12 protein-coding genes are annotated in these 11,511 nt (G+C 45.3%); 9 read left to right on the forward strand and 3 right to left on the reverse strand.

Going from position 1 to position 11,511, the window contains the following annotated elements; all coding sequences use genetic code 11:
• The first annotated feature begins 41 nt into the window (after positions 1-41).
• From FTU19_RS09015 to FTU19_RS09040, 6 genes are all read left to right on the forward strand, one after another.
• A complete protein-coding gene (locus tag FTU19_RS09015) occupies positions 42-1,874 on the forward strand; it encodes a DEAD/DEAH box helicase (protein ID WP_180011177.1) in 1,833 nt (610 codons plus the stop codon).
• Between the two features lie 408 nt (positions 1,875-2,282).
• Positions 2,283-3,101: an ABC transporter ATP-binding protein gene (locus FTU19_RS09020; protein ID WP_005233709.1), complete on the forward strand. Its 819-nt coding sequence runs from the start codon at positions 2,283-2,285 to the stop codon at positions 3,099-3,101.
• Complete coding sequence (gene mlaE, locus FTU19_RS09025) at positions 3,098-3,877, forward strand: lipid asymmetry maintenance ABC transporter permease subunit MlaE (protein WP_004786970.1); 780 nt, start codon at positions 3,098-3,100, stop codon at positions 3,875-3,877. Before FTU19_RS09020 ends, mlaE begins: the two co-directional genes overlap by 4 nt.
• The gene (locus FTU19_RS09030) at positions 3,877-4,554 is read left to right on the forward strand and encodes an outer membrane lipid asymmetry maintenance protein MlaD (protein ID WP_179992763.1); all 678 of its coding nucleotides are present in this window, start codon (positions 3,877-3,879) and stop codon (positions 4,552-4,554) included. The genes mlaE and FTU19_RS09030 overlap by 1 nt, the downstream gene beginning before the upstream one ends.
• An 18-nt stretch (positions 4,555-4,572) precedes the next feature.
• Entirely contained in the window at positions 4,573-5,208 is a 636-nt protein-coding gene (locus tag FTU19_RS09035; protein WP_004786965.1) for a phospholipid-binding protein MlaC, read from the forward strand.
• Positions 5,209-5,220: 12 nt separating this feature from the next.
• The gene (locus tag FTU19_RS09040) at positions 5,221-5,511 is read left to right on the forward strand and encodes an STAS domain-containing protein (RefSeq protein ID WP_180130857.1); all 291 of its coding nucleotides are present in this window, start codon (positions 5,221-5,223) and stop codon (positions 5,509-5,511) included.
• A gap of 106 nt (positions 5,512-5,617) precedes the next feature.
• Here FTU19_RS09040 and FTU19_RS09045 read toward each other — a convergent pair whose 3' ends face one another.
• Complete coding sequence (locus FTU19_RS09045; protein WP_159122636.1) at positions 5,618-6,631, reverse strand: CorA family divalent cation transporter; 1,014 nt, start codon at positions 6,629-6,631, stop codon at positions 5,618-5,620.
• Between the two features lie 152 nt (positions 6,632-6,783).
• On the opposite strand from FTU19_RS09045, the gene FTU19_RS09050 reads away from it, so the two are divergent.
• Both FTU19_RS09050 and FTU19_RS09055 read left to right on the forward strand, forming a co-directional pair.
• Positions 6,784-7,374: a TIGR00730 family Rossman fold protein gene (locus FTU19_RS09050; protein WP_180003288.1), complete on the forward strand. Its 591-nt coding sequence runs from the start codon at positions 6,784-6,786 to the stop codon at positions 7,372-7,374.
• 28 nt (positions 7,375-7,402) lie between these two features.
• Positions 7,403-7,804: an NUDIX domain-containing protein gene (locus FTU19_RS09055; RefSeq protein ID WP_180003290.1), complete on the forward strand. Its 402-nt coding sequence runs from the start codon at positions 7,403-7,405 to the stop codon at positions 7,802-7,804.
• A 1-nt stretch (position 7,805) separates the two neighbouring features.
• Here FTU19_RS09055 and FTU19_RS09060 read toward each other — a convergent pair whose 3' ends face one another.
• Positions 7,806-8,441 (reverse strand): ComF family protein, encoded by a 636-nt coding sequence (locus FTU19_RS09060; protein ID WP_166135920.1) that lies wholly within the window; start codon positions 8,439-8,441, stop codon positions 7,806-7,808.
• Positions 8,428-10,473, reverse strand: coding sequence for an ATP-dependent DNA helicase RecG (gene recG / locus FTU19_RS09065; protein ID WP_180130860.1), 2,046 nt, complete (start codon positions 10,471-10,473; stop codon positions 8,428-8,430). The genes FTU19_RS09060 and recG overlap by 14 nt, the downstream gene beginning before the upstream one ends.
• Before the next feature lie 33 nt (positions 10,474-10,506).
• Between recG and FTU19_RS09070 the strand changes: the two genes are divergently transcribed.
• Complete coding sequence (locus FTU19_RS09070) at positions 10,507-11,319, forward strand: NAD-dependent epimerase/dehydratase family protein (protein ID WP_180130862.1); 813 nt, start codon at positions 10,507-10,509, stop codon at positions 11,317-11,319.
• Positions 11,320-11,511: the final 192 nt, after the last annotated feature.

Here is an 11,511-nt window from a genome sequence, read left to right on the forward strand (position 1 = left end):
TTATTTTTAATGGAGCACCCAATTTCCGGGTGGAATACTCTATGAGCAAAACTTTTGCTGAATTTTCTTTGCATGAATCGTTACAACAAGCCCTTCAAGGCTTAGGTTTTACTACTCCGACTCCTGTACAAGAACAATCTATCCCTGCTGCACTAGAAGGTAAAGACCTTTTAGTATCTAGCCAGACAGGTTCGGGTAAAACCGCTGCGTTCCTTCTCCCAACTTTGAACGCACTTGCTAACCAAGATACTTTCGTACCATTTAAAGAACGTATGAAAGCGGTGACTCAACCGACTATTCTGGTGATTTCACCAACTCGTGAATTGGCACAACAAGTATGCCAAGACGCGATCGCATTTGTACGTCACATGAAAGGTGTTCGTATTGCTGCAATTATGGGTGGTATGCCATTTGGTAAACAAATCCAGCAGTTAAAAGGTGCACAGGTTGTTGTAGCAACTCCAGGCCGTTTACTTGACCTTGTTAACCGTCGTCAAATCAAACTTGACAAAGTTGACTCGCTGATCGTCGACGAAGCTGACCGTATGCTGGATCTTGGTTTCTCTGAAGACCTGGAAGCAATCGGTGACTTGGCTGCAAACCGTAAACAAACACTGATGTTCTCTGCAACTTTCGCTCCACGTATCATTACCCTTGCTGAACGCATGATGAATGAACCAGAGCGTATTGCAATTGAAACTGGTCACTCTACCAATACTGACATTACCCAGACTTTACACTGGACTGATGGCTTTGAGCACAAGAAAAAACTTCTTACTCACTGGTTAAACGAAGAAGATGTTGATCAGGCAGTGGTCTTTGCTTCTACTCAAGAAGATACAGATATGCTGGCTGAAGAACTTGCTGAAGCAGGTTTATCAGTTGTTGCTCTGCATGGTGCGATGCCACAAACCGTTCGTAACCGTCGTCTGCGCAGTATCCGTGAAGGTCGTGCAAAAATCCTGGTTGCAACTGACGTTGCAGCACGTGGTCTAGACGTACCGACAATCTCTCACGTGATCAACTTTGGTCTTCCTATGAAGAACGAAGACTATGTACACCGTATCGGTCGTACAGGTCGTGCGGGCCGTACCGGTAAAGCAATTACTTTAGCGACTTATCGTGAACGCGGTAAAATCCGTGCACTAGAAGACTTCCTTGAAGCTCGTCTAAATGTATCTGAAATTGAAGGTCTTGAGCCATCTCCACCTCCTGCACGCGGTAGCCGTGATGGCGCTGGTCGTGGTCGTGGCGGTCGTCGTGATGGCGGTCGTGGCTTCGGTGGTGGTCGTCGTTTCGAAGGCGAGAGCAATTTCAAACGTCGTGAAGGTGGTGATGACCGTCCACGTCGTAGCTTCGATGACAAACCTCGTGGCGAACGTCCTGCGTTCGGTGGCGAAGATCGTCCACGTCGTGACTTCAACAGCGATCGTCCACGTCGTGAAGGCGGTTTCGGTGATCGTCCACGTCGTGACTTCAATGAAGACCGTCCACGTCGCGAGTTTAACAATGATCGCCCACGTCGTGACTTCGGTGACCGTCCTCGTTTCGAAGGTAATGATGACAACCGCGGTAACCGTGTAGATTACAAACCACGTCGTGAAGGTTCTTTCGGTGACCGTCCTAAACGTGATTTTGGTGATCGTCCTGCTCCACGTCGTGAAGGTGGTTTCGGTGACCGTCCTAAACGTGATTTCGGTGATCGTCCAGCACGTCGCGAAGGTGGTTTCGGTGATCGCCCAGCACGTTCATTCGGTGATGACCGTCCAAAACGTGACTTTGGTGACCGTCCAGCGCGTCGCAACTTTGATGACAAGCCACGTGGCGAGCGTTCATTCGGTGAAGATCGTCCACGTCGTAAATTCAATGACTAATTGAATAACGTCTGAAAAAAAAACCAGCCTGAGTGCTGGTTTTTTTTATGCATTGATTTTTTGTTTTTTCAGCATAAAATGCCTAATTCATTAACTTTTTCTAGGTTTATGATGATCCGTAATCTGAAAGTGTCTTTTTATAGTCTTTCATATTATTGAGGGGTACATGTCCTACATTGCGGTAACTTTGCATTTGTGCAATCTGATTTATTATGTATATCGTTTTTTAAATGGATCATAGTCTGTTAAAATCGCGTCGAAATAAAATTTTTGATTACTAGAAATATATGGCCAGGCATGGAGCATTATGTTTTCCATGAACTTGACCCTTCATTTTCAAATGCTAACATGTTGAACTTCGTTCTTTTGTCATATGCATGCTGAAAAAATGCAGGAATAAACTCAGCTATGAAAAATCAAACAGCGCAGGATCCTCAGTCTTTGATTGAAGTCAAGAATTTGAGTTTCAAGCGGGGTGAGCGTGTAATTTATGACGATGTCAGTTTAAACATTCGTCGTGGGCAGATTACCGCCATTATGGGACCTTCCGGAACTGGTAAAACCACTTTATTAAGATTGATCGGCGGGCAACTGACGCCTGAACAGGGTCAGGTTTTACTGGACGGTAAAGATATTGCCAAGATGTCCCGTTCCGAGCTTTTTTCTGCACGTGCACGTATGGGGATGCTGTTCCAAAGTGGCGCTCTGTTTACCGACATGAGCGTCTATGAAAATGTTGCCTTTCCGATTCGTGCGCATACCAAATTGCCTGAACATCTGATTGCTGAAATTGTGGCTTTGAAACTCGAGTCAGTAGGACTACGTGGGGCAGAGCAAATGATGCCTTCAGAGCTGTCTGGCGGGATGAATCGCCGGGTGGCTTTGGCTCGGGCGATTGCATTGGACCCTGAACTGATCATGTACGATGAACCTTTTGCCGGGCAGGATCCGATTGTGATGGGTGTTTTGACCCGACTGATCCGCTCTCTACGTGAAGCACTGGATTTAACAACCATTATTGTTTCGCATGATGTGGCAGAGACTTTATCGATTGCCGATTACATTTATGTAGTCGCAGAAGGCAAAATCCAGGGTGAGGGCACAGCAGAAGAATTGAAAAATCATCCTTCAGCCTTTGTGCAGCAGTTCCTCACCGGTTCGGTTGAAGGCCCGGTAGATTATCAGTTTAGTCATCAGGCTTATTTAAGTGATGAGGTACGTTCATGAATGCCATTGCTGCCTTAGGTAGACGCGTTATTGAACGTGTTCAGGGGATTGGTGTTGCAACACTGATGCTGTTGCAGATTCTCTTTTCCATGCCGACCTGGCTTGGAGTAAAGCTGTTTGTTTATCAGATGTATCGGGTCGGGGTACTGTCACTCTTAATCATTGCGGTATCTGGCCTGTTTATTGGTTCAGTACTCGGTTTGCAGATGTATACCATTCTGTCGACATTTGGTAGTGAAGCGATGCTTGGTACTGCAGTGGCTTTAACCTTGTTACGTGAATTGGCACCTGTGGTTGCTGCCTTACTATTTGCGGGTCGTGCCGGTTCTGCCTTAACTGCCGAAATTGGTCTGATGAAAGCAACTGAGCAATTGTCCAGTATGGAAATGATCGGGGTCGATCCCTTAAAACGGGTGATTTCACCACGCCTTTGGGCCGGTATTTTTAGCTTGCCCATGCTCTCTGTGATCTTTGCTGCGGTCGGGATTATGGGCGGAAAAATGGTGGGTGTTGATTTTCTGGGTGCAGATGAAGGCGCATATTGGAGTGGCATGGAAAGTACCGTGCGATTCTATAAAGATGTCCTGAATGGCACCATTATCAAGAGTTTTGTTTTCGCATTAATTTGTACCTGGATCGCGGTTTATCAGGGTTATGCCTGTGAACCAACATCAGAAGGTATCGCAACTTCTACAACACGTACGGTTGTCTATTCTTCGCTGTGCGTATTAGGTTTTGATTTCGTGTTGACTGCGGTCATGTTCGGAGGTATTTAATGAAATCACGTACTAGTGAGCTGGCCGTTGGTGTTTTTGTCATTCTTTTTGGTATCGCCCTGTTCTTTTTGGCGATGCGTGTTAGCGGTCTGGTAGGCACCAATATTTCTGATAGCTATCAGATGACAGCGACTTTTGAAAATGTAAATGGCATCAAACCACGTGCTAAAGTTGCTTTAAGTGGGGTGAAAGTCGGTCAGGTTGATAAAATTACGCTGGATCCGGTGACTCGTTTAGCCACTGTCCATATGACGCTAGATGGCTCTCTGACTTCTTTTAATGCCGAGCAGCTCAAGCAGGTTCAGCAGGAAGCATTGGAAGAGTTACGTTATAGTTCAGACTATACCGCAGCCGATCTTGCGCAACAAAAAACAATGGAAAAACAACTATTAGATAACATGAAATCCATCACCAATATTGATGAAGATGCTTACATTATGGTAGCAACAAATGGTTTATTGGGTGAAAAGTATCTGAAAATTATTCCAGGTGGCGGTCTGACTTACTTGAAACGTGGTGAGCAGATTGCGAACACTCAAGGCACCATGGAAATTGAAGATTTAGTGACGAAATTTATTACCGGTGGTGCCGGAAAATCGTCAGATAGTCAGGAAAGTGCCTCAGAAGAAGCTGCATTTTCAGAAACAACAAATGCAGAACCGGCATTTGTTGAATAACAGATTGAGGAGATTTGAGTGAAGACTTTAGTAAAACAAACGCTTGCTGCAAGCATTCTTTCAACAATGGTTGCTGGTACAGTGTTTGCTGCACCGTCTGAAGCCCCACCTGCTTTTATTAAAAGAGTTGCAGACAATTTGATTGATCGTCTTAAAACCGATCATGCCAAATTGCAGAATAATCCTGCGCTTGTGAAAACGATTGTCCGTCAGAACCTTGACCCGTATATCGATTCACAATCGTTTACCCGGATTGTGATGGGGACTTATGCGACCAATCAGTATAGTACTGCGGCGCAGCGTGCACAGTTTGAAAAGAACTTCCGTGAAACCCTGATTGAAAATTATGGTACGGCTTTCTCTAAGTTCAGTAACCAGACTTACAGCGTTCGTCCTTACAAGGCGACTAACAGCAAAAATCCTGTAGTGACCATCGACTTTAATAACAAAGGCGAGAAAATTCCGGTTGCCTTCCAGCTGGTTGATAAAGGTTCACAATGGAAAATCCGTAACATCAATGTTTCTGGTATTGACCTAGGCCTGCAGTTCCGTAACCAGTTTGCGGCTACAGTAAAACGTAATGGTGGTAACTTGGATAAAGCCATTGCTAACTTCAAGCCAGATGCAGAAGCGGCGATTGACAAGAAAAAATAAGATAGGTGAGCTGTGATTCAATTCAATAATCAGGAACTGCAGGTTTCAGGCAAGATTGACGCTGACAATGCGCAGAACTATTACCTAGATGGTCTGCGTGTTATTCAGTCACAGGACAAGTTTCCTGTGGTAGTTAATTTGGCTGGACTTGAGCAGGGTAGTACTTTGGCTTTGGCAGTTCTGGTGCGCTGGTTGCGCCAAACTCCGCAAGCACGAGGGCTAGAGTTTAAAGCAGTCCCTGAAAAAATGATGAAGATCATTCAGGCCTGTCATTTGCAGGATGATTTACAGATCATTCAGTAAATAAAAAAGCACCGAAAGGTGCTTTTTTATTGTTTTTCAAATAAGCATGAATCAGATGAGGAGCGTTTCTTGCACTTCGCTTTAAAAGCAGTGCTTTAAAGCTCGCTCAAATCCACTTCTTCCATCTAAAGTAAATCAATGGCCCAATCAGGAAGCCCATAATAATAATGTTCACCATCACAAAGCTCATCGAACCTTGAGCGAAGGGCAAGACATCAGTGTTCATCCCGTAAATACTGGCAATCAGCATGGGTGGCGCAAGCATACTCGGTAAAATCGAGAAGCGACGGATCGTATCATTCTGTTCAGTGTTAATGAATCCGGACGTGGTATCCAGCAAGAATCGGACTTTTTGGAACAGGAAGGCATCATGCTCGACCAGTGAGCGGACGTCTTCACTGAGTTCTCGAATATCTGCATCATAAATATGACTGCCTAAGGCTCGTGGACGTGACAGGAAGGTAAGTACCCGTCGTAAATCGATCAGACAGAGCTGAGCTTTCCCGAGCATATCTTCCAGTTGGGCCAGACGGGTAATCATGTCGTCCAGATCCAGGATCTGTTCACGATGCCGGTTATTCAGCACTTCGGTTGAGTATTTTTCCAGATCCTTATGTACGTCTTCCAGAATATCGGCCAACTCATCCAGTTTGGCCTCGAGCAAACCCAGCAGAATCCATGTCGGATCTTTATAGTCAATATCATAATCATTGCGACGCGCACGGGCACGAAAGGCCCGGAAAGCTACCAGCTTTTCACCGCGTAGGGTAAAGAGCCGGTCTTTATGCAAAATGAAAGCGACTGTCTGAACCGTTGCGAGGATGCTGGCATCATCCTCATGTTCACTTTCGACTTGATAATTTTTATTTTTCGTTAAGAAATAGGTACTGATGTGCAAAATACCGTCATCATCACGGTAAAATCGGGCACTCGAAGAAATATCTTCCAGAGATTTTAAAGTGGGTAGGTTTTGCTCATAGGCATCCAGAATCCATTGCTGTTCTTCCTGTGAAGGCGCAATTAAATCTATCCAAACCAGTTCCGGATGCAGGTCGAAATCACCATTGATGGTGGCATCTTCTAGGCTACCGCGCTCTGTGGCGTAAAAGGCTTCAAGCATGCTGTCTTTTCTCCCTTGCGCAGTATGTTAATCTAAATGCGTGTATTTTAGACAAGGAATTGAATAAAAACACTGATTGTGCAGTTATTTTTGAAAAAAAACTCTCAGGCGCTGCCTGCGTACTATATACCGGCAATGCAATGGTGAAAATGATGAATTCTATCGCAATTTTCTGTGGCTCAGCGCTAGGTTCTGAACCTGGTTATAAACAAATTGCCGAAAAGGTAGGCCAAGCCCTGGCAAAAAGACAGCAAACACTGATTTATGGTGGTGGTCGTTCCGGATTAATGGGCATTGTAGCAGATAGTGCCCTGGCTGCAGGGGGCGAGGTCATTGGTGTCATTCCAAGACCCTTGGTGAATCGTGAATTGGCGCATCCGCATATTACCAAGCTGTATGTGGTCGATAATATGCATGAGCGTAAGACCAAAATGTCAGAACTCTCCGATGGTTTTATTGCCATTCCGGGTGGGGCGGGAACGCTCGAGGAAATTTTTGAGCAATGGACTTGGGCTCAGCTCGGGATTCATAAAAAACCTTGTGCTTTTCTCAATGTCGATGGCTTTTATGATGATTTGCTGAAATTTATTCAGATGACCACGGACAAGGGTTTTACCAAGCCACGTTTTACTGAATCCCTGATCGTGAGTGATGACTTCGAAGAAATTTTACAGAAATTTCAAGACTACCAGCCGCCTGAAGCAAAATGGGGTATGGTCGATCAGGAAGATCTCGTAAAATAAGTGTTTTCCACTTGATCGTTCCGAATTCATGAAAATTATTACCGTCGCAGCTGCCATTATTTTGAATTCAGATCAGCAGCTGCTGGTGGTTCGTAAGAAAAATACTGTCTGTTTTATGCAAGTCGGTGGCAAGCTGGAACCGGATGAAGCGCCTGAATGTACTATGTTACGTGAAATTCAGGAAGAAATTGGCTGTCAGGCTGAGATTCAGCAATTTATCGGGTGTTTTGAAACTCAAACTGCCAATGAACCGGATCATCAACTGGTCAGTTATGTTTATCTGGTGCAGTTAGATGGCGAACCACATATTGAAGCTGAGATTGCCGAGATGAAATGGGTGGATCTGGATCAGAAAGATGTGAAACTTGCACCTTTAACTACAGAAATTGTCATACCTTGGGTTAAAAAGAACTTACTGGCCCAAGCCTGAGTTAAAGTTTGGCTCCCGCCAGACAGGCGGCATAAATCTGCTGACAGCCCAGTTTTTCCAGTTGCTGGCTCAAAGCTCGAATTGAGCTGCCAGTCGTAACCACATCATCAATAATTAAAACCTTACGATAACGGACTTTTGAAGAGATAGTGACCCTGAACTGGGCTTCAATATCTTCGATACGTTCCAGACGGCTTAAGCCTTTTTGTGAATGTTGCTTGAGTCGTTCAATTGGTTGCCAGACGGGAACTTGCAAGTGTTTAGCTACATGCTTGGCCAGCAACAAAGATTGATTATAGCCACGTTCAACCAGTCGTTCGGTTGAAATCGGCATAGGAACCACTGCACTGACTTTAGGAAATTTTAAGGTCAGTAATGCACCTGCCAATAATGGTTCCAGATGCAGCTTCTGCTCATATTTAAATAATTGAATCAGGCGATCCATCGGGTAGGCATAGTCACAAGCCACCTGAAACTGCATTTCCTGACGCTGAATAGTCTGATGTGCCCAAGGTAACTGTTGCCAGCAATCCTGACAGACAGAATGCAGGTTTTGATAATCTGTCTGGCACAGCTGACAAGGCTGTAAACGATTCAGCCAGTGTTTTCCCTGTTGGAGCAGCTTAAACATAGGCATAGCGTGGAGCCTCAGGTAGCCAGCGTTTTAATAATGCATCCGCCTGTTTCGGATAATCTTTTAACATCTGCTGGGCGACATAATGCGCCTGATTCAGCAAGTGATCATCACGTGCCAGTTTGGCTACACGGAAACCCATATCACCGGTCTGTTTGGTTCCTAACAATTCACCCGGACCACGTAATTCCAGGTCTTTCTCGGCAATGATAAAGCCATCATTGGTTTCGCGCATGATACGCAGACGTTCCTGACCATTTTGTGACAATGGATTTTTATAGAGCAGGGCACAGAAACTGGCTTTGGCACCACGACCCACCCGACCACGCAGCTGATGTAGTTGTGACAGGCCAAGCCGTTCGGCATTTTCAATCACCATAATCGAAGCATTCGGGACATCAACACCGACTTCGATCACAGTTGTAGCAATGAGTAGCTGCAGTTTATTGTCTTTGAATTCCTGCATGACTGCCTGTTTTTCATCGGCTTTCATTTTGCCATGTACCAGACCGATATTCAGTTCAGGGAAGCGTTCCTTGATCTCGGCAAAGGTTGCTTCTGCGGCTTGAGCATCCAGAGTTTCCGACTGTTCCACCAAAGTACAGACCCAATAAGCCTGTTTACCTTCAGCACAATTCGTGGCAATCCGTTGCAGAACCTCTTCGCGACGATCCAGCGGAATGGTCACAGTCTGGATCGGAGTACGACCCGGTGGCAATTCATCAATAATTGACGTATCCAGATCGCCATACGCCGACATAGCAAGCGTGCGTGGAATCGGGGTTGCGGTCATCACCAATTGATGCGGCGACATGCCATCCAAGCCTTTATTTCTCAAGGCTAAGCGTTGATCGACCCCAAAACGATGCTGCTCATCAATAATTACTAAGCCCAGTTTGGCAAACTCGACATTTTCCTGAAACAGGGCATGTGTGCCCACCACCAGATGCGCGCTGCCATCACGGATTACTTGTTCTGCTGCTACACGCGCTTTACCTTTCTGTTTGCCGGAAAGCCAGGCGACATTTAAACCGAGTGGTTCGAACCAGCGCTTGAAGTTGAGGTAATGCTGTTCGGCCAGAATTTCAGTTGGCGCCATCAGCGCGACTTGCCAGCCTTCTTCTAGGGCATGACAGGCTGCTACGCCGGCAACCAAGGTTTTTCCTGCACCCACATCACCCTGCACCAGACGTAGCATCGGTTTATTCTGTTTCAGGTCTATAGCAATTTCCTTAGATACGCGTTTTTGCGCACCGGTCATTTCGAAAGGCAAACCGGCCAAAAGCTGTTTGGCATAGGTCTTACTTGGAGAAAATGAAGGGGCTTCAATCTGCTGAATAAAGGCACGCCGGGTCAGCAAACTGATTTGATGTGCCACCAGTTCCTCAAAAATCAGACGCTGCTGTGCCGGATGTGAGCCTTGAGTGAGCTGCAACATATTGGCGTCCAATGGCGGATGATGAATATATTCCAGTGCCTGCTTCAGGCCATAACCATTGCTAAATTTTTGTGGCAACAGTTCAGGCAAATCATCACTGTGCAGTTCTAGTGCCTGTTTAATATATTCCCGCAGCTTGGGCTGAGTCAGTCCTTCGGTTGCCGGATAGATCGAGGTGAGTTGGGTATGAGGCAGAGGCGTATGTTCAGTAATGACTTGCAGCTCTGGATGATACATTTCCAGACCACGGGCACCGACTCGCACTTCACCAAAGACTCTTAAACGGTTACCGAGCTTGCAGCGATCGGTAATGCCTTTATAAATATGATAAAAACGCAACGTTACTTTGCCAGAATTATCATCCAGTAACACTGCCATAGACTTGCGTTTACCGGGTGGGAAATCAACCCCTTTCACGATACCTTCCAGCAAATAGCTGCGTCCCACCGTTAATTGATTCATGGGAATGATCGTGCTACGGTCTTCATAGTCACGTGGTAGATGAAAAAGCAAATCATCAGTATTAAAGATATTTAGTTTTTCGAGTAAAGCAGCGGCGGCATTGCCAACGCCTTGTAACTGATGGACTGCAGCCATGTCCCCTCAACCAGGTCTGTGATTCGGTGTCGAATGCATATTTTATTTATTGGTTATGGTAAAACATCCGAGCGGGTAGCTAAACAATTATTTGAGCAAGGTCATCAAATTAGCACAATTAGCCAGAGTCCCAAAACAGATTCATTCGCAACTCATCTGATTCAGGATGTGCATACCCTAGATTTAAGTGCAGTCGCTCAAATTGACTGGGTCTATGTGTTACTCAGCCCAAAACAGAGGGGTGTCGAAGCCTATCAGCACACTTATCTGGATTCGGTTCAGCCAATCGTCACTGCCTTGAAATCCCATCCGGTAAAAAGAATGGTGGTGGTTTCATCAACCCGGGTTTATGGACAGAATGCAGGTGAAAGCGTGGATGATGAAACTGAAATTCATCCGAATGATGCTCAAGGTGAAATTCTGCATCACATGGAACAGGCGTATCTCGCGGCTTATCCTGATCAATGTACCATTATCCGCCCAAGTGGGATTTATGGGACTTCTGTGGCACGTATGCAGAAAATGGCAACCTCAATGATCAGTTATCCAAATCTGCACTGGTCGAATCGTATTCATATTGAAGACTTATCACGTTTTCTAGCTCATATGATTCACGTGGAACATCCTGATTCTTCATATATTTTGACTAATAATCAGCCACAACTTTTGCATGAAGTCTTGCAATGGTTTCAGCAGCAGATGGGTTTATTTATATTGAAAGTGGAAAGTGACAGGGTGGCGGGTAAAAAGCTGTATGCCACAAGAATGGAAAAGATAGGCTTTGAGTTAGAGCATCAGGATTGTTTTCAGGATTATTTAGAGTTGATGAATAAGACTGATTTATAAATTTGGAAGTTCCTCCTCCCTCTGGGAGGAGGTTAGGAGGAGGGTTTTTTTAAAATCACCTCTCCCTTGCGCAGCAGTGCTGCTTGTATCTTGATTGATATAGTGATTAGCTACCACTATACGCAAATTGTAGAGTTTGGAGTGCTGCTAAAATCTTAAATTTGAACCTGAGATAAAACCTACAATTTGCCC

Source organism: Acinetobacter sp. YH12072, from assembly GCF_013419565.1.
Lineage (GTDB): Bacteria > Pseudomonadota > Gammaproteobacteria > Pseudomonadales > Moraxellaceae > Acinetobacter.

Bases quoted from the DNA above. Each gene is read 5' to 3' on its own strand.
- FTU19_RS09015 (WP_180011177.1), top strand. From the start codon at position 42: ATGAGCAAAACTTTTGCTGAATTTTCTTTGCATGAATCGTTACAACAA.
- FTU19_RS09020 (WP_005233709.1), top strand. From the start codon at position 2,283: ATGAAAAATCAAACAGCGCAGGATCCTCAGTCTTTGATTGAAGTCAAG.
- mlaE (WP_004786970.1), top strand. From the start codon at position 3,098: ATGAATGCCATTGCTGCCTTAGGTAGACGCGTTATTGAACGTGTTCAG.
- FTU19_RS09030 (WP_179992763.1), top strand. From the start codon at position 3,877: ATGAAATCACGTACTAGTGAGCTGGCCGTTGGTGTTTTTGTCATTCTT.
- FTU19_RS09045 (WP_159122636.1), bottom strand. From the start codon at position 6,631: ATGCTTGAAGCCTTTTACGCCACAGAGCGCGGTAGCCTAGAAGATGCC.
- FTU19_RS09050 (WP_180003288.1), top strand. From the start codon at position 6,784: ATGAATTCTATCGCAATTTTCTGTGGCTCAGCGCTAGGTTCTGAACCT.
- FTU19_RS09055 (WP_180003290.1), top strand. From the start codon at position 7,403: ATGAAAATTATTACCGTCGCAGCTGCCATTATTTTGAATTCAGATCAG.
- FTU19_RS09060 (WP_166135920.1), bottom strand. From the start codon at position 8,441: ATGCCTATGTTTAAGCTGCTCCAACAGGGAAAACACTGGCTGAATCGT.
- recG (WP_180130860.1), bottom strand. From the start codon at position 10,473: ATGGCTGCAGTCCATCAGTTACAAGGCGTTGGCAATGCCGCCGCTGCT.
- FTU19_RS09070 (WP_180130862.1), top strand. From the start codon at position 10,507: ATGCATATTTTATTTATTGGTTATGGTAAAACATCCGAGCGGGTAGCT.